The organism is Anabaena sp. CCY 9402-a, assembly GCF_963920945.1.
Classification (GTDB): Bacteria; Cyanobacteriota; Cyanobacteriia; order Cyanobacteriales; family Nostocaceae; genus Trichormus; species Trichormus minutissimus.
In genome coordinates, this window is sequence record NZ_CAWUDL010000098.1 from 1 (window position 1) to 18,881 (window position 18,881).

The 18,881-nt window shown below is 41.2% G+C and carries 16 protein-coding genes and 1 pseudogene; 8 read left to right on the plus strand and 9 right to left on the minus strand.

Annotated elements, in window-relative coordinates; translation table 11 throughout:
* The 6 genes from ACM0OR_RS25010 to ACM0OR_RS25035 all read left to right on the plus strand — a co-directional run.
* Nucleotides 1–2,339 (plus strand): hypothetical protein (locus ACM0OR_RS25010; protein ID WP_414579188.1); only part of this gene is annotated, 2,339 nt, incomplete at its 5' end.
* The gene (locus ACM0OR_RS25015) at nucleotides 2,339–3,199 is read left to right on the plus strand and encodes a hypothetical protein (RefSeq protein WP_414579189.1); all 861 of its coding nucleotides are present in this window, start codon (nucleotides 2,339–2,341) and stop codon (nucleotides 3,197–3,199) included. The genes ACM0OR_RS25010 and ACM0OR_RS25015, both read left to right, overlap by 1 nt.
* Before the next feature lie 130 nt (nucleotides 3,200–3,329).
* Nucleotides 3,330–3,908 (plus strand): hypothetical protein, encoded by a 579-nt coding sequence (locus ACM0OR_RS25020; protein ID WP_414579190.1) that lies wholly within the window; start codon nucleotides 3,330–3,332, stop codon nucleotides 3,906–3,908.
* On the plus strand, nucleotides 3,908–4,171 hold the full coding sequence (locus tag ACM0OR_RS25025; RefSeq protein ID WP_414579191.1) for a hypothetical protein: 264 nt from the start codon (nucleotides 3,908–3,910) through the stop codon (nucleotides 4,169–4,171). The genes ACM0OR_RS25020 and ACM0OR_RS25025 overlap by 1 nt, the downstream gene beginning before the upstream one ends.
* A 7-nt stretch (nucleotides 4,172–4,178) precedes the next feature.
* Entirely contained in the window at nucleotides 4,179–4,664 is a 486-nt protein-coding gene (locus ACM0OR_RS25030; protein ID WP_414579192.1) for a hypothetical protein, read from the plus strand.
* A 13-nt stretch (nucleotides 4,665–4,677) separates the two neighbouring features.
* A complete protein-coding gene (locus tag ACM0OR_RS25035; protein ID WP_414576936.1) occupies nucleotides 4,678–4,947 on the plus strand; it encodes a hypothetical protein in 270 nt (89 codons plus the stop codon).
* A 14-nt stretch (nucleotides 4,948–4,961) separates the two neighbouring features.
* Here the strand turns inward: ACM0OR_RS25035 and ACM0OR_RS25040 are convergent.
* Nucleotides 4,962–5,723 (minus strand): annotated as a pseudogene (locus ACM0OR_RS25040) (hypothetical protein); the annotation flags it as partial.
* 166 nt (nucleotides 5,724–5,889) lie between these two features.
* Between ACM0OR_RS25040 and ACM0OR_RS25045 the strand changes: the two are divergent.
* Nucleotides 5,890–6,666 carry an SDR family NAD(P)-dependent oxidoreductase gene (locus tag ACM0OR_RS25045; protein ID WP_414579193.1) on the plus strand — a complete coding sequence of 259 codons (777 nt, stop codon included), beginning with the start codon at nucleotides 5,890–5,892 and terminating at the stop codon, nucleotides 6,664–6,666.
* Between the two features lie 6 nt (nucleotides 6,667–6,672).
* On the opposite strand, the gene ACM0OR_RS25050 is transcribed toward ACM0OR_RS25045, so the two are convergent.
* From ACM0OR_RS25050 to ACM0OR_RS25080, 7 genes are all read right to left on the minus strand, one after another.
* Nucleotides 6,673–7,452, minus strand: coding sequence for a photosystem II S4 domain protein (locus ACM0OR_RS25050; protein ID WP_190707738.1), 780 nt, complete (start codon nucleotides 7,450–7,452; stop codon nucleotides 6,673–6,675).
* A 25-nt stretch (nucleotides 7,453–7,477) separates the two neighbouring features.
* Complete coding sequence (locus tag ACM0OR_RS25055; protein WP_190707735.1) at nucleotides 7,478–7,987, minus strand: hypothetical protein; 510 nt, start codon at nucleotides 7,985–7,987, stop codon at nucleotides 7,478–7,480.
* 165 nt (nucleotides 7,988–8,152) lie between these two features.
* A complete protein-coding gene (locus ACM0OR_RS25060) occupies nucleotides 8,153–8,530 on the minus strand; it encodes a hypothetical protein (protein WP_190707732.1) in 378 nt (125 codons plus the stop codon).
* A 214-nt stretch (nucleotides 8,531–8,744) separates the two neighbouring features.
* Nucleotides 8,745–10,868: a TolC family protein gene (locus ACM0OR_RS25065; protein ID WP_414579194.1), complete on the minus strand. Its 2,124-nt coding sequence runs from the start codon at nucleotides 10,866–10,868 to the stop codon at nucleotides 8,745–8,747.
* Between the two features lie 104 nt (nucleotides 10,869–10,972).
* On the minus strand, nucleotides 10,973–12,532 hold the full coding sequence (kaiC, locus tag ACM0OR_RS25070; protein WP_414579195.1) for a circadian clock protein KaiC: 1,560 nt from the start codon (nucleotides 12,530–12,532) through the stop codon (nucleotides 10,973–10,975).
* Nucleotides 12,533–12,605: 73 nt separating this feature from the next.
* Complete coding sequence (gene kaiB / locus ACM0OR_RS25075; RefSeq protein WP_414579196.1) at nucleotides 12,606–12,932, minus strand: circadian clock protein KaiB; 327 nt, start codon at nucleotides 12,930–12,932, stop codon at nucleotides 12,606–12,608.
* Between the two features lie 70 nt (nucleotides 12,933–13,002).
* Nucleotides 13,003–13,572, minus strand: coding sequence for a KaiA family protein (locus tag ACM0OR_RS25080; protein ID WP_414579197.1), 570 nt, complete (start codon nucleotides 13,570–13,572; stop codon nucleotides 13,003–13,005).
* A 638-nt stretch (nucleotides 13,573–14,210) separates the two neighbouring features.
* Between ACM0OR_RS25080 and ACM0OR_RS25085 the strand changes: the two genes are divergently transcribed.
* Complete coding sequence (locus ACM0OR_RS25085; RefSeq protein WP_414579198.1) at nucleotides 14,211–17,498, plus strand: ATP-binding protein; 3,288 nt, start codon at nucleotides 14,211–14,213, stop codon at nucleotides 17,496–17,498.
* A gap of 56 nt (nucleotides 17,499–17,554) precedes the next feature.
* Here the strand turns inward: ACM0OR_RS25085 and ACM0OR_RS25090 are convergent.
* On the minus strand, nucleotides 17,555–18,881 hold a 1,327-nt coding region (locus ACM0OR_RS25090), incomplete at its 5' end, for a glycosyltransferase (protein WP_414579199.1).

Here is an 18,881-nt window from a genome sequence, read left to right on the forward strand (position 1 = left end):
TCCCACTCCAAACTAAAAGCGGTGCTTTTTTGGCACGGCAAGCGGCAAAGTACGCCGCAGATAGCGCATATCAGTTATCACGGATGAAAAAGTTACCCGGACTCGCGAACGGGATAACATCTGTACTCAAACGCAATGCTTATTTACAGGGTGAAGTTGCCAAACCTATATCAGAATTTGCAAAGAACCTACCAGGTAAAGGTAGTGCTGCGATAAAGATTGGTAACGCGGGAAAAACACTAGCAGCACTTATCGCTATTGGTGGTGCGGCCTTTGTCGTCGGAAGAATTGCTTACTTACAAAATATTGTTAATAATGCTTCATTTCAAAACTTTGAATACCTAAACAGTGAAGTACAGAAATCATTCGACCGATACCAAAAAAATGTAATAGCTATACGCAGTGTAGAAGCGCAAGTAAAACAATTCAAACAGGAAGACCAACGGACACGAGACAGAATTTATGCTGTAGAAAGACAGCAACCCAAAATCAGGGAAGACGCTAACAACGCACTCTATGAAACTAGGCAAGGTAGGAAGATAGTAGAGGGGAAGATAGCACAAGCGAATAAAGAGTTAGCAACATTAAAATCACAATTCGAGAAGCTTTTAGGTAATGCTAGCGATAATTTTCAGCGCACAATAAGCACGACAGTAGAAAACTTACAGAAAGCACTAGAGAGGGCGAACAGTGAAGTATCGAAAGCTAACACAGAAGTAAGCAAAGCAAACGGACAAATCAAGGATTTATCCAATAAGCTCACAGTTATTGAGAAAACGCTCAATACCGTAAAGGCATTACCGCAAGCTACCGCGACCGCTATTTCTACCGTACAAAATGGACTCATAGCGGCGGTCAGAGATAATAACAGAGTAGTACAGCAATCAGTTCGGCGTTGGGGTGTAACTGTGACACCTGCAACCATCACCCCCGCACAGGTAACAGTCTCAGACCAATCAGGATTAAAAGTCACACCAGTTACAGTGACACCTGCACAAGTAACATATAGCGATTTTTCCTCATCCGATATTGGCGACGTAATTAAAGAACAACAGCGACGCGATAAAGAAACATTAGAGCGTGAAATATCAGCGTTAGGCGGCGGAGTTACGGTAGCAGCAAATAATGCAAATCAAGCGAAATTAACAGCATTGGAAGCATTGGCAGAAGCAAAGAAAAAAGCCTTTGTCGATATAACTCCACTGCAAAGAGAGATTGACAAGGTAAAGGCAGATATAAAAGCAGATGAAGTTAAGTTCGGTAGCCAAATAAAGGAAATAGAAAGAGTGAATGCTGAGGGTAATAAGAAACTTGACCAAATTATCCCAATATTAGGATTAATTCCTGGACGAGTTGCTAATACGATTAAGCCCAATCTACTTACAGCCCCACAAGTAGAAGCCGCAACTGGCAACGCCATCTGCAAAAGCTTAAATGGTGGCTGTGGTAAAGCTTCTGTAGATGATGCTGTAGGCAGGATCAATCAGCACAATACTAATAATACTGGCAGCGTGCTGGACGCTGTAAATACAGGTGCAAACGCCGCGCTGTTGACTGGACAGCAGACAATTCTCTCAAGACTCGGTGATCAGCTTCCTGGTGGTATCGGTGGGAAGCTCACAAGATTTTCTCAATGGTTGCAACTAGATAGAGCCTTAAACCTGTTAACTTTTGCGGCAACTGTTCACAATGCGTTTCAACTTTCAAATGATATTGGTGTCACTCTTGGTAGTGCTTTAAGCAATGTACTCCAGCTTATTGGAATTAAGAATGATGATGGCAGTGCATTGGATATTGGACAAATTATCAATAGCACTGTAGAGAATTTAGTTAAAGGAATTGTTGGGGCTGAAAATTATCAGCAGATGTCACAAGCTTTTGCAAAGGCCAACCGTATTTATCAAGCATCAACCAACGTTTTAAATAGCTTTTTAAATCTCTCACAAACCATCTTGCAAGCATCAGAATTAATAGCGGCTTATACAGGAAGAATAGGGAATGCTTTAAAAAAAGGTGGTGTTATTCTTGAAAACGCTTACGGCTGGATGAATCCCCAGCCCAAATTCAATAGGGTTAGTCAATTTCTGGAGGGCTTGCAGAATGGAGCATCGACCATTCAAATGGTCACACAAGCACCTTTGGATGTTGTTAACGCTGTAACGGAAACAACAACAGCCGCAACAGAATTTGTTAAAGCTGTAAAAGAAGATGATAAACCTGAGAATAAGCCTGCACCAACTCCAGAACCCGACAAAATAAAAGCTGATGAAACTCTGTTTAAGGCTAATTCTCAACCATTGAATTTTGACTTTTCAGATTTATTTGATGGGGAGGACTAATGACAGATTTACCAGAGGGTTTTGATAATATTGAACATCTCCAACGAACTTGGAATCAAGAACACAACCGACGGGTTGATAGATACTTTAAAGATGTTCAAGGTGACGGCGATTTATCCGGCGTTAGACCATCATTAAAATTAGCTTGCCGTGCTTTAGATAATGATAATATGTACGCGTCTTGGATGCGTTCAGACCTTTTTTATAACGTTATTGGCTATGGTAGAAAAAATCTTGCGGTTTTTTATGGCAGCAAGTTTGATAATGCTCCTGGGGTTGCCGGACATCCACAATTATTCTTTGTATTTACTCAAGATGAATCAGCATCACCGCCGGAAGAATCGCCAATACAGCACGAAAAATCAGTCAGGTTAATGAAATTCTCTTGCATTTCTGGCGATGACGACGGCAGTACAAAACCTGCCATCACTAAAGCAAATATGACAGAAATCGCCAATGAAATTAAAAGTCTTTTTGTATCAGCTAGTAGAGGTATAACTTACACCACTGGCAACAAATCAGCATCATATACTGACCCTGAAAATGGATTCCCTAGAGGTAATTACTTATTAGTTAATAGTCGCGCTGATGCTATAGAAATCTATCAAAAAATCTGCAATGTGATTGATGTACCATTCAATCAAGAAAAGCTGATTGTTAACGACCCAGACAAACCCAGCACAACAACCGCATCAGCAGGTAAAGTCACGATACTAGGCAAACAGGTACAAAATCGCAGGTATAGACCCGTATCAGTCCTGAGATTCAGGAGTGCTTACATTTCTTTAGGTAATCTTGTACCACCTATATTTTTAATAGACACAACACTGAGAAATACCGGACTAGTCAAATTCCCCTGATTTTAGATGCTTATTAAGCAGTGGCTACTGTGGAGAATAAAGTTAAAAACCTATAAGGTTTTAATCCAAATTTCTAGGTATTTTGATGAGCTAATGTTGGTGATATATGTAACCATCACTAGTAAAAATCATGGGGTTTAGAGACTTACAACGCTACCCAGCCCAAAAAGCTAGATACGACAAATATAAGGAGTGGTTAGAAGCTACCCCCGAACAACGTCAGGCCAAATTTGCGGCTATCACTGACGAAACCAAGCGGGTGAAGACAGAAAGAGAAACCGGCTATGTTTCTCCCTTTGGCACTGCCGGGACTACCAAAATTTATATTCCTGCTCGATTAATCAAGGATGGCCAAACCGGGCAAGGTTCTGGGACAGCTTTAGCTCTTAGGAGTCTACTGGCCAATTACACCACCACTTCCACCGAGTTTGCTGCATTAACTACACCAATTCTCATTGAGGCGAGTAAGTTTAAATTCGCCAAGCTTACACTGACTTCTGTTGCACCTGGAACTAAGAAAAATAGTCGTATCACTGGTGCTTCGTACAACAAGCCAGATGTAGATTCTGTTACCTGTGCTTTTGGACAAAATACTGGTGGTCAGGCTTATGATGAGGCTGTTGTGGCTATCAAAGGCGAAACAGCTTACGCCACCTTTTTAGCCGGAAACAGTGGGAAAAATCGCGCTAGATTTACCCCAGAGGGCTAATGAGCAAGATAGCAGAACGTACTGGAATCATTTGGACTCCTGATGATCCGTTAGACCTGCTATCTGTTGATGTTGATGGCAACTGCACCGAATCAGAATTTAAGGGAATGCTTGCCATCAATCAAGCGGGTAGAGATTGGTTAACCGGGGCAATTGACACGGTTGAATACCTGGATAAGCTGGAGTATTACGGTATCCCAGATCCGTTGGGAATTTTAGATGAATTTGCGGATCACGTTGATTTTGTAATTTCTCACGGATAATCAGGCAGTGAGAGTAGTTGAATTAAGTAATAGCGATAACTGGCAAAGCGTATACTTTACGGACATTGCAGCCATGCAAGTGCCTATGCAAGATGGGAGTCAATTAATCAATCCTATTCCTGAGATAGTGATTCCCTTCTTATTAGACAAATTTATTCTTGCAGTTAGTATCACTACTGATGTTCCCTCCAGTTCAACATGGCGATTTGCTGGATATATTAATCAAAAAATCAGTGCAGGGCTTGTAGTTGGTGGAAATCAAGACGTAACGAGCGTTAAAAGTCAGCCGTTATTTTTAGACCAAATTAACCTGATATTTTTTAATAAAATTTCCACATCCTATGGTGTCAGTGTCAAAGTACCTAGATGGTTTCCTCGTGCAGTTGTAACCATCTGGGAGTACACGGGCGTAGATGACACTACACAGGAAATATTAGTAACTCAGGAATTTGCAAATATCAATTTCAAGTTAGACCAACTACTTAATAGTTAAAAATTGATGCAGTATGAAAAATTTTACAGCCGGTGATTTAATTGCTCTCGGTGGCTTAATCCTGGCAACCATAACTACTGTTATGGGTAGTATTCTTTGGTATGCCAATGCTGAAAAAAAGAAATATGCGGCCGAGCGTGATTTCGCGCACATCCGCCGCAATCAAGAACAGATGCAGCAAGGGTTAAATGATTTGTTACGCGAGCTTGATCACAGATTTGATACTTTAGACCGGGATGTTTTAGAGATTAAATCAACTCTCAAGCTCCCCAAACGGGACTAACTCACTGGGGATTCTTGCCAAATTGCGATCGCTTTTTCTCTATCTTTAGTATTAGTAGCTTGTTCATATTGCTGCTTGGCGGCTTTTAGTGTTTGTTCGGCTTGGGAAAGTGGGACTAAAGCGTTTTTATCTTGAAATACTATGGCTTCTATTCTCCCTACCCGTTGACGTGCTGTTTCAAACTCATCTACAGTAAACCGCCAGGTACAGCCAAATAAATTACAGTAAGCCTGGGGATAATACCCTAAAAACCAGACTGGTAAATTATCTAAATTTCGTTTTGCGGCTTTGACTTTTTCACCACCACGTTCAATATCTGCTGGACTAGTAGCTTTATTAATTAATTGGTCTGCTTGTTCTAGGTTGTGAATTGCTCCCCGATAGTGATAATCCATGTTGATATAACTAGGCAATAGCAGGATGGGTACAGTTTTCGCTACAGGCCAGCGAATCATCGGATAAGGCAAATTCACTACCCAAAGTACCCCAGCTGCACCACCTACAAGAATCGCTACCCACTTGATTTTATTAAAAATACCAGGCGGTTGATTAATTTGTGCAGCTTGTTTCAGAATTTTCTCGCTGAATTGTGGATATATGTCCACGACTGTTTCACGCAGTTCATCTAAACCAACTGGAGAGCCTTTTTCTGTCCGCAGTTGTTCTAACCGTTTAATAACTATTTCTTGTTCGATTTTACTCACTTGGTCATCACCACTGCATTTCTGCACTTCCGCTAGCAGTAGTTTCCAGGCTTTTTTATTAAGGCGATACATAGATATAAGCTGTAACTTATCAATCTAGTATTCCCATTAATTGTGAGAAAAATCACCAAAATTTACCACCATAAAACAATCAGACTGATCAATACAGATAAGTAAAATCTCGAAAAACTATTGCTAAAATTTATAAGTCTTATAATAAAAACTTGATAGTTATAGAATGTCAACTGCTTTAATTACCGGTGCATCAGGTGGTATTGGTAGAGCCTTTGCCCAAGAATTAGCTGCACGTCAAACAAATCTAGTTCTCGTTGCTCGTTCAGAAGCGAAGCTACATCAGCTTGCTCAAGAATTACAAGAGCAATATAAAATCCAAGTGGATGTAATAGTTAAAGACCTTACAGAAGTAGATGCGACTGCGACTGTATTTGATATCACAAAAACTAAGGGATTAACTATTGATTTATTGATTAACAATGCTGGTTTTGGTGACTATGGGGATTTTGCCAAAAGCGATCGCGATCGCCAAGTTAAGATGGTGCAGTTAAATGTTTTGGCATTGGTAGATTTAACCCATAGATTTTTGCCTCTCATGCGTCAACGTGGTTCGGGAAACATTATTAATGTTGCTTCTATCACGGCTTTTCAACCGATACCTTACCTTTCTGTTTATGCAGCTACTAAGGCTTTTATCGTTAGTTTTAGTGAAGCATTATGGGCAGAAAATCGTGAATATGGTGTACGTGTTTTAGTCACTTGTCCAGGGCCAACAGAAACAGAATTTTTTACGGAAGCTAATTTTCCTCCAGCTTTGGCGGAAACCACAAATAAGGTGATGACTTCTGAAGAAGTTGTGCGTCACTCCCTCAAAGCTTTAGAAACCGGAGAGCCAACGCTGATTGTTAGTGATTTTAGTACGCAACTGAGAAGTTTAGTCGCTCGACTAGTTCCCCGCAAAACTTTGTTAAGTATGTTGGCTAAACATTTTAATGTTTAAGATACTTCACATATATCTTGTTAATTGAACGCGGTAGCGTTCTTTTTTAGTGACGGCTATTTCCCCAACTTCTAAGCGTCCTTTACCGCGAATGGCGATTAAGTCACCGGATTTAACGTGAGAACTGGCTTGAGTAACTTCTTTCCAATTTACACGCACATCACCGGAATCAATGAAGTCTACCATTTTACTGCGAGACATCCCAAAACCAGCAGAGGCGATCGCATCTAACCTTAAGGAAGCTTCTACAGTTGTTAATTCTTTCTTCTTCGGTTCGCGGATTTTTAACTCGCTCAAATCAATCGGCTGGGTTTTGACAGGAACAGAACGCACCTGTTGAAGACTCATCGTCAAGAATTCTGCCAACTCTGGTACAACTATTGCTTGCGCTCCCCGTTCTCCTAAAACAATAATGTCTCCAGTTTTTTCTCTGACAATACCTGTCCCTAGCATTGCGCCGAGAAAGTCGCGGTGCGTCGCTGAATCAAATAAGAAATTCCCGGCTATTTCTAGTGCTATTAAACTGACTTGAGATTGATCTAAAGGTAACTCAGAACGGGCGATCGCTACTCTTTGGCGTTCAGCTTGCGGATATCCACCCCAAGCCAATAGTTGCACGTCTGTTAACCGACTAAACACCCGTTGCATTTCTGCCAATTCGGGAGGGGACAGAAAATCTGTCATCACCACTTCCCAAGTTTTAATTGCTTGTTCTGCTTGGTCAATTACACGAGCTAGACTATCTCGATTTTCAACACCCTTTAACAATTCTTCTCGTGGTAGCATTCTTAAAATGTAAACTATTATTCATTTAATACACAGTAGTGGTGTCAGCGTAACCTTGGATATTTTCTGGTTCAAACTGACGTAATATCCGAGTTGATTGTCGGGAGAGAGCTTCAGAACCCTGAACTACAACCAGATACTTACCAGCATCTAAACGATTACGGTAGGGTAAAGCATCACCACTACCCACAACCAAGCCAACTCCTCCCCCCACAAATACGCTACCCATAGCACCACTAGCAGCACCCAACAGCCCGCCAATGACGTGATTACCAATTTCACCAGCCCAGGCGAAGGTGTCTAAACCCGTACTCAGACTAAAGGTAAAACCTGCAAAAAAGCCAAACGGTACTAGCCAATAAGCCATGAGTTGTGCTTGTTTTTTGGCTTGAGCATTGGGGTCAATTAAACCAAATTCGTCGGCAGTTTTATAACCTTTACCCAAAATTGTGCTATTTATGCCTTCTTCTTCTAACGCTAAGTAAGCAGCCTCAGCTTGGATACGGTCTGGTAGTACTGCAACAAGGTAATTCATTGATACGATAGTATTTTTCTTATGGAAGTTTTGCCTTAATTACCAGCGTATCAGGATTTATTGCTGATTGGGTGTTAGGCATTGGGATGAATTTTTCCCATTGGCCATTCCCCAGAAATTATTTAATTTTGAATTTTGGATTTTGAATTGATTTGTCCCCATTCCCTACCTCAACTTATCCATTGGCTCACAAAATTTATCTACACCTTGCTTGAGGACGTACATTAAAACTGGTGTGGCTAAAATTTTGGGAAATGTAGGTATTGTTTTGAGATGTGTCACCATCTCTTTGATTGAGCCGTTTTGTAAGTCTTGTCTAAATTGTTGTTCGCAAATCACAGCACGCCACCTTTTAGCCAAATCACCCAGCCACTCGGAATTAGCTTGTTCTGGTTGTTGTCCGGCTTTAATCGCTAAAGTCATTGCTGCATCTTCTAAATCTCCTTCACAGTCCTCAATCAATTCCAGGGCTTCCATCGCCCCTTGATCATCTACCAATTGAGAACGAAATATGGCAATTTCTTGGGATGTGACTGTAGTCATGAGTTTTGATAAATAGTCATTAGTCAATAATCTTATATGTAATCTGCTTTGATTTTTGAACTTACTTGTGTAGGTGACAGGTGAGAGGTGACAGGGAAGGAAGCAGGGAAGTAGAGGAGAAAAGCTAATGACTATAGATTATTGCTCGACAAAGTTATGAGTCCTGAGTAGTTAGTTAGACAACTCAGGACTCAGGACTCAGCACTCAGCACTCTTATTGATTATTAACTAACTCAGGCAACGCTCTGGAGGTGACAGATCGTCGTAAATCAGCCAAGGCTCGGTTGTAATCCAAAATCGCGGTGATGCGATTACCTTCGGCTCTAGTTAGTTCGTTTTCGGCGTTAATCACATCTGTTTGAGTACCTACACCAGCTTGAAATCGCAATCGCGCTAGACGTAGTGATTCTTGTGCTTGCTGTAAGGCTGCGTTGGCAGTTTGGACGTTCTCTAGGTTAGCTTGCTGTGTAAAAAATGCTTGTTCTACTTGAAAGCGGATTTGGTTGCGCTGTTCGGCAAATTGGGTTTCCGCGATCGCAATATTTTTCCTGGCTTGGGCTGCTCTAGCTCTAGATGCCCCGCCATCAAACAAGTTCAAACTAGCTCTAACTCCAAAAGAATAACCGTCAGTAACGCTGACCCCGTCGTCAAACTGATCTAACAGGTTGTAGTTAGCAACTAAGCTGACTTGTGGCCCCAGATTAGCTAGTGCCTGCCGTCGCTGTTGTTCGCTAATGTTACGTTGTGCTAGTTGCTGTTGCAGTTCGGGACGATTTTGATAGGCTAAGATGATGCTTTCTTCTAGGGATTTATTCCAAGCACTTGCTGCTTCTACTGGGTCTGCGGTACTGATGTTTACTACCTGGGGTAAGCTCAACAAAGTTGCTAAGGTACGGCGGGCAATTTGCTGCCGAGACAGAGAATTAGTTAATTCTTGTCTAGCATTAGCTAAGTTTACTTCTGAGCGCAGCACATCAAACCGCGTTCCTACACCAGCTCTTTCTAATGCTTGGGCATCTCGTAAACTGGCTTGGGAATTTTCCACAGCTGATTGAGCAATGCGTACCCGTTCATCTGCTTCTTGTAAGTTGTAATATTCCCTAGAAACATTCCTCTGGATTTCTTCAGACTGGCTCTCTACAGCCAACTCACTCAACCGAATCCGTTCCTCTGCCTCTTTGATGCTAGCGTTCCGTCTGCCAGAGGTGTAGATGTCATAGCTCAATTGTGCTTGACCGTTGAAGGATGTACCGGGTTCATCGGAGTTAGAAACCAACCCCCGATTTCGATTGGCTTCGTCTTGGAGTTGTCCGCCAGCAGATTGGCTACGGGTGATATCACTACTGATAGAAAGATTAGGATACAAAGCCGCCTGAGCTTCTTTTAATACTGCTTGCGATCGCTCCAGTTCCAACAAAGACACCTGTAAATCCCGATTATTCCGCCGCGCTATTTCTAGAGCCTGTGTCAAAGTAATCGGCTGATTTCCCTGGATTGTAACTTCCTCGGTTTTGGTAGGAAATTGCAAGGGATTGGCATTAGGAGTCAGATTATCTGGGACTTGTTGAATATTACTCTCAAGTATAGGCGTTTCTGTTGTTGGTTCAGTGGTAGTATCTTGGGCGAAATCAACAGTTTCTGGGTTAGTAGTTCTTGGGGGGATTGGATCGCTATTTTGAGCTAGCTGCTTCCCACCCCAATTAGATTGAGGACAGTTAGTTGCTAAAATCAGCGTTGCCGAAGTCCCTGTCTGTAGAGAACAACTATTTGATGCCAACAATCTTGCTGCACCTGCACCCCTTACAGATGCTTGTAAAGCTATTGGTAACTGAGTTTTAAGATTTGTTGGCGGTGCTGGGTTTTGAAGAGAAGTAGTAATCGGCACTACTGTCTTAACTAACTCTGGATTACCACTAGCTAAGTTAGTTTGTTTTTGATTGTTTTTAAACCGATTCTGTTTAAGTCTTTGGATCAGATCGCGATTAGGTGACGCACTAACAATTTCAACCTCATCTTTTAGAGATTTTTGTTCAATGGCAATACCAGTCTTTTCCGTCAAGATAACTGGATTAGTCTTACTACTTAAAGACCGTAACTTCAGTGCTGACAAATCAAAATTGTCAATGATCTCTGGAGAACCTGGGACTGTATTTGATGGTATTAGTGTCCGAATACTGCCTGCTACCAAGGTTTGACTATCGTTAGAAGTCAAGACACTAGGAGAAGACGCTAGTTGTACACTACTTACCTTCATGGCCTCAGCCACAGCTGGCTGAGTGGTTAATACAGCTGCTGTCACACCAGGCAAGAAACTATAAAGTAATTTTTGTCCTTTCACCGCATCCCCTCACACGAAAATCAATCTGGCGGCAGAAAACTTTTCTTCACAACAGAATATAGCACGATACTAAATTAAAGAAGGAATATAGTACGATACCAAATCTAAGAATCCGAACCCTGTTTATCTTCAAAACGCTTCATTATGCGAGAAAGCTCCGCCTTTTCATCAATGCTAACGCGGGTAGGCGCACCACTTACAATTCTTTCATAGTTACGGAAAGAATCTTTAATATCGGGACCGTCGGCAGTGATATTGTATTCACGAATACCTTTGTCATGCCATGAGCCTCGCATTTTAAATACGTTGATTGCTCGTGACATTTCTCCACGGATTTCGACATATTGTAGCATTAAAATTGTGTCTGTGATTGTGGAAATATGGGAATCTGTAATTGAATGTGACCCCATAAATTGATCTGTGGTGTTAGTAAAGAAACCAGTGATTTCTTCTTGTTTAGCATACCCAGTCACACCGATCACAAATTGTCTAAAGGCATTATTACTGACTCCTCTTGCCATAGCCGAAAGAGAATCAATGGCAATGCGTGCTGGTTTAAACTCAGCAATTTCTGATTTAATAATTTGTAGGTGATCTTCTAACCCAGTAGATTCGGGATAAGTACAAATAATTTTGAGTAATCCTTGACGTTCTAATTCCTCAAAATCAATTCCCCAAGAATAAGCATTGCGAGATAGTTGAGCGCGTGATTCTTCATAAGCAAATAATATAGCCCGTTCACCATTGACGCAGCCATTCTGGATAAACTTGCTTACCAATAGTGTCTTACCTGTACCTGTTGCGCCTGTGGCTAAAATAATCGAATCTTTGAAGAAACCACCTCCACACATTCCATCTAGAGTTTTGACTCCAGAAGAAACACGGACGTTAGATGACCTTTGTGTGAGGCGCATCGCACCTAATGGGAAGATGTTCACTCCTTCATTGGTAATAGTGAAAGGATACTCGCCCTTCATGTGAGTTGTACCGCGCAATTTGAGAATTTCAATGGTGCGGCGACGACGTTCTCCTTCCAAAACGTTGCGGACAATGACCACATTATCCGACACAAATTCTTCTACCCCAAAGGAAGCTACAGAGCCATATTCTTCACTGCGTTCTGTGGTAATGACTGTAGTTACATTTAGTTGTTTTAACCGTGCAACTAGACGAAAAATTTCCCGGCGGACTACTCCAATGGCTTCATACTGTTGAAATACTGCTGTAATGGAGTCAATTGATACTCTCTTAGCTTTGTATTTGCGAATGGCGTACTGCAATCTCTCAATCAAGGCGGAAAGGTCAAAGTTTCCGACAATATCTTGACCTTCTGGATCTGGGGAAGCATCGAGAATAAAAAGTTTACCCTCATTAATTAAACGTGGCAAATTCCAGCCAAAAATATGAGCATTTTTAATAATATCGTTGGGAGCTTCTTCAAATGTGACAAATACTCCCGGTTCATCAAAGTAAGTAATACCATTATAGAGAAACTGTAGAGAGAATAATGTTTTACCTGTACCTGATGTGCCACTTACTAAAGTAGTTCTTCCCACAGGTAAACCACCATGACTAATATCGTCAAACCCCTCAATCATCGTGCGAATTTTCTCTACGCCACCACCAGATGTAGGCTTTGGTTTTTGTTGTTCGTTCTCACTCATTGTTTTTTCTAAATGGGTCTGACCCCAGGGATTTGATGACTAAATTCTGTAATTTTAAGCGTTTTTTTAAGATTTAAAGTTCTTCTTGTTCTTCCCAATCTTCTTCAATCAATTCTTCATAAAGCAAATCTAATCCAATCAATACTCGTTCACGGTCTGAAAGATCACCAATAATTTTCCGTACAGGTGGAGGCAAAATTTTAGATAATGTTGGTGTGGCTAATATCTTATCTTCTTCTGCCAATTGGGGGTTTTTCAGGACATCAATTACTTTTAAAGCATAAATACCTTGAAATTCCTGGTCTAAAATATTTTTAAGTGTTTTGAGCGCCCTGACTGAATTAGGTGTGTTCCCTGCCACATAAAGCTTGAGGACATAAGTTTTTCTGGCTTTATTCATAAAGGAAAAAGCAAAATATTAACATGGGAATATTGGACATTTTCATGAATTCAGAAGTGGTGAATTCTGCTTATTTAAAAATTGCACATCTATAGGCTTCACACAAGTGGGCTAGGATGTCTATAAGTGTCAAGCGATAATCTAGTAATGTTTCATCGCTTCTCCCTTCTAATTGTAGCTGGGTGGAAAATTCATCAATGAGTTCCATATGAATTTCTATAATTTGTGGCACAGGAATATTAGCACAAAATACTACATTGATAAATTTATCGATCTTTTCTTTTAGGGTTTTGTCTGTAGTAAAGTAATTTATGAGAATTTTTCGATAATCTGATTTGAGTTGCTGCAATAATACTTGCCGATCAACTTCTTGAGTCATGTGGTGACAAACCTGTTGTGTTTTCTGCTTGTGGTTTGCAAAGGCATAAGCATATTTACTAGTAAAATTTTCGTTAATGGTGGAGAAGAAGCATTTCAGTTGGTAATAAATCAGAGATGTTGTAGTGGCGATTAAAGGTAGAAAGCAACTAAAATGCTCTATCTTGCCGCTTAATCCTAGGTTGTTGATACTGACTGGTTGCTCTCGCGGATCTAAATTTTTTTTAACATCTGGTGGGAAAATCAATATTGGTAGTAGCATTTACATACTTATATATATCTCACGTTAATCATCAGGCAAAATTACGAGTGAAGTTAATAGTGAAGGGAAAATCACCACGTCATGTATGTACCAACCGCTATCTCAAGATAAATCACTATCCATATGAGATAGTGAACGATTGTGGGGATGGCTGGGGTTGTTGTCGAAAAAAAATTACTTAATTTATGATTTGCATATGTATATCTCTCTAAATAAGGATTTTCTATTTTACTCCTTGATAAGATACTTAAACGAATTTAAAGTATTGTCGCATTTTCAATAATTATAATTCCTCAAGGTTCTAAAGCGAATCTTTGGAGTCATAATTGTCATAGCTGTCGCTCATTGATGAAAAGTTGCCCTGCCAGTGGCAGACTGGTCTGGCTTTTCAAAGAGAGTTGAACGTGGTCAAGTAACAGGCCGCATCTGGCGAACTATTGAAATGAAACATCCATGTTTAAGGGAAGCAATTCCACTGATTCAATAGTGTAAAAGCTGGACAAGATCGCTGATATGAGTCTTCTGAAAGAATACTGCTTCAGGCGCGATGCCTACGGCGGGCGCAGCCATCGCTATTTGCCCCCTGCGCTGATGGTAAAGCCAGAGGCGTTTACAAGAAGAATGACCCCCAAAGCCTTATGTCAATGCTACAGTATCCGCTTTATGAATTTCTGGCAACTGGTTATAGTTGCTCAGAAACTACTTCTCTGGCAGTGGTGCTGGAGATATTTGAACAAAAGCAGTGCGATCGCTTAATCATAGTTGATCAACAACACTGCCCCATCGGGGTGCTAACTTCGGCTCGGCTCACACAGCAGTTTTTGCTAACTACAGGAGATGGACAACTTGTAAATTTACAACAACCACTTTCTAGCTTGGGTCAAGGCATAATTGAGCCAATACAGATATTACCAGCTACTCATTGTCTAGAGCAATTGAGTTTATTGTGGCACTCTAGCCAAAATAATTTAGAGTGGGTGTTAGTTGATGTTGATGGCAAATTTTTAGGACTATTTAATAGTGTACGGCTGTTAACGTTGCTAGCTAAAGAACAAGTAGCAACCCCATACTCTACTGTTAGCCCATCAGAGCCAATACATCAAGACACATCATTGATTAGTGATGGCAGAATTAGGCGATCTTCTAGGCTCAAACAACGTCAAAGTCAAGGATACAAACCACTAGTACAGCTATTGGAACGACTACCTTGGCCTTTGATGCTGCAAACAAGTACAGGTCAGGTGTTAGCTCGAAATCAAGCGTGGTGGCAACAATTGGGATCTCTGAAAGACCCAGAAGGGATCAGACAACAAGTAGAGGCAATTTTAGCTGCCACCCGCATCAAACAACCAGAATACGCCAACCCAAAAACCCTGAAAGCTTATGCTCGTGGCGATGGCAATGAGCTAGATAATAATTACACTTTACCAATCACCGACTTACCACCTTTAAGAACATATAACCCACAAGTACCGCCACAAGATAGCAAAACTAGTGGCGGTCGCTGCTTTCTCGATAGCCAAATGGGTATTTGCACCTGCATTGTCGAAGTGCAAAGCGGTCAGGAGCGAGTTTGGCAATTTACGAAAATTCCTTTAGATAATCCAGATTTAAAACTCCCCATTTCTCAGTCAGAAGCAATACTCTACAACGATAGCTTGTGGTTAGTTTCCGCAACTGATGTCACCGAACAACAGCAACTTTGTAAAGAACTAGCAGCGAAAAACGCCGATCTCATTCAACTCAATCGCTTAAAAGATGAGTTTTTAGCCTGTATTAGCCATGAACTCAAAACCCCATTGACGGCGGTACTAGGTTTATCGCGGTTATTAGTAGACCAGCAGTTAGGCGAACTCAATGAACGTCAAGCTAGATATGCAGGTTTAATTCATCAAAGTGGCCGCCATCTAATGAGTGTGGTTAACGACATTTTAGACTTAACCCGCATGGAAACAGGCCAGATGGATCTGACATTAGTACCTGTAAATATACAATCTATCTGCGATCGCGCTCTCTCCGAAGCGAAAGCTGTTCACAACCAAACCAGCAAAACCCCATCGAAGGCTCAAAAATCTACCCCTCGCTCATCAGCAGTAAAATTTACTATGTCGATTGAGTCAGGCCTAGAGCAAATCACCGCCGATGAATTACGCTTGCGCCAGATGTTGGTACATCTGCTATCTAACGCCTTTAAGTTTACGGAGATATCCGGCGAAATCGGCTTACGCGTGAGTCGTTGGGAAGGGTGGATTGCCTTTACCATTTGGGATACAGGTATTGGTATTCCTGAACATCAACAACATCTAATTTTCCAAAAGTTCCAACAACTAGAAAATCCCCTCACCCGTCAGTTTGAAGGCACAGGTTTGGGACTAGTCTTAACTAGGGCTTTGGCGCGTCTCCACGGTGGCGATGTCAGTTTCTTGTCACAGGAAGGACAAGGTAGCCAGTTTACCTTACTTTTACCACCCAGTCCCCCCACTACAGGATTTGCCGAATCAGACAGAGAAACAGCAGAAGTTAACGATAGCGAAAGTATTGACACACTCGAACGTGTTAACCATACTAGCCAACATCCACTCATCTCCTCCCAACGGTTAGTGCTGGTAGTTGAGGCGGTAGCTCGATACATTCAAGATTTGACCGATCAACTCAAAACTAATGGTTATCGGGTAGTCATTGCCCGTTCTGGCACAGAAGCCGTAGAAAAAGCCCGTCGCTTACAACCACAAGCCATATTTTTGAATCCCCTATTACCCTTGTTGTCGGGTTGGGATGTGCTGACATTACTCAAATCTGATCCCGCAGCTCGTCATATTCCCGTGATTGTCACAGCGACAGGGGCAGAAAAAGAACAGGCATTTGCTAACCGAGCCGATGGTTTCTTAAACTTACCAGTTGAGGCGCAGTCTTTGACACCATTGTTAGACCAATTATGTGAGACACCAAAAGATCAGCAGCCTAGTTTAAATAATAGTGAAGAAATTGAGCCAAACAATCCCCTAAGAATCCTGAGATTAGTCAATCCTGAGTCAGAATCAATCAATCCCCACCCTTCGCTACAAGAACATCGGGTGATTGAAGTAGATGACTTAGATCAAGCAGAACTCTTAGCTAGGGTTTGGCAGTTTGATGTGATTTTGCTGGATGTAGATAGTTCCTTAGCAAAAACTTACTTACAACAATTAGCTCAACATCCCCGCTTGGCTGCTTTACCTTTAGTGACTTGTGATGTCGTCACCACCCTCACCGCATCCCAAATACCGGGTTTGTCAGTGTTTCCTTGTTTAACACCATTGAATCCAGACGATAGCGATGGACATCACAAACATCCATTATTGTCAGTTCTGCAAATTGCCTCTAGTGTCGGCTATCCCCCTAACATCCTAGTAGTAGATGTAACCATGTTACAGGACTTGCCACAGACCAGACGCAAACAAGTTAAGGGTTATGGCAAAGCCAAAAATTCTCCCCTCAATCAAAAAACTGCGGAACGGGGAACGGAATGGTTTCAAGCTTTAATTCAGTATTTGCAAACAGCAGGGTTAAAGGCAACAATAGCACGATGTTGGGCAGAAGTTTTACAACAAATGCGTCATCAAAGCGTAGATTTGCTACTGATTTGTTTGGAAGTTTCAGCCATTCATCCAGACGTATTGAAAGCACTGAAAACTTTGCAAGATTTACCATTAAAGTTGCCACCAATTCTAGTGATTGATCAAAGATTAAACCCAATTGCTGGTAATTCTCGCACTAGAGTCACTCAAAGTAAAAATGGGCAAAGAACAAAAACTGAGCCGGAATCTATAGAAACTGTTCTAAATGCGATCGCTACCCAAATTGTGCCTCGTTCTATATCAATGGAAGAGCTGTTAAGCCAAATCAATCAAACTTTAAGCATCAAGGTGAGGCGAGGAAAATATTAATGGTGACAGGGGACAGGGGATAGGTTAGATAGTAACTCATTCCCAATTCTCATTAACTAAGATATATCTAACTTCTGAGATTTCATTTTTTTAAAATTAATGCGAGTTAATTGGTAAGCACCTTTGATAGCTAAATTTTGATAATTATCAGGCTGCAAGTCTATTTTAAAGAAGTTTCTTTTTTCAGTTAACAGTAACATTGAAGCTGGATGATTTGGCTGATTAGCGACAGTTTCAATATACTCAATACCCTCACTTGTCAACTTGATAAATTTTATGTGTTTGTGGCTATAAAAAACTACACTCGGCTTTTTAAAGCCCACCATGATTATTTCTTCTTGTGGTTTCTGGAACTGGACAACAGCCGCAGATAAATCTCTTAAAGGTAGTTGACGTTCTTGATCAACCAACAGCAAAGCTGGCATGAGCATAATCATCAAAAATGCCACAAATCCTAATAAATTTACCCCAATAATTGAGTGCCATTGGCGACTTAATATTAAGACCGCAACCATGAAAGCAAATAGTAGCCAAATCCAACCACCTATTTGTGGTAAACCAGAATCTTGAAGTATTTGGTTAAAGTTAGGAGCAGCTGGATCTTTACCTAAGAAATATGATAAGTGAAATAATGCTACTGATAATACAGATAAAAATACAACATTTATCCAACTACTTACCTGTAAAAAAGAAATTGGGTAAGTAATCACTGTTCTGCTCATATTTGGCTCTGACTGGGAGAAAAAGTCACTCCACAATAGAGCTACCAAAATTGCTGCGGCTGGCATTAAAGGTAATACATAGCTAGGCAGTTTGGTGACAGCAATAGTAAAAAAGCTAAAAATGCTAATAAACCAAATAAACGCAAATAAACCTAATTGCTGAGAGCGTTCTTGACTCCGCCAGTGCGATCGCTGCCAAAACTTCAGTCTGATCATTGCCAAAGGTAAGTACACTGAGTATGGCGCAAACAATAACAGCACAATTAAAAAGTAAAAATACCAAGGTGCTGAGTGACCATTAACTACATCTGTGAAGCGTTCTATGTTGTGATAACCAAAAAAGGAGTTAATGTAATTCGAGCCATTGCGCCAAGTTACTAGCAAGTACCAAGGGACAGACAAACAAAAGATAATTACCAGCCCCAAAAACAGCCGCATTTCCCGCACTACTGTCCATAATTGTCCCACGTACAGCAAAAATGCCCCAATAATCAGCCCCGGTAAAACAATTCCCACTGGACCTTTCGTCAAAATTGCCCCAGCAATCAACACATAACAGACTAAATACCATTTGTTGGGCATTAGATTTTTCTTCCCCTGCTCCCCCTGCTTCCCCTGCTCCCCCTGCTCCCCCTGCTTCCCCTGCTCCCCCTGCTCCCCC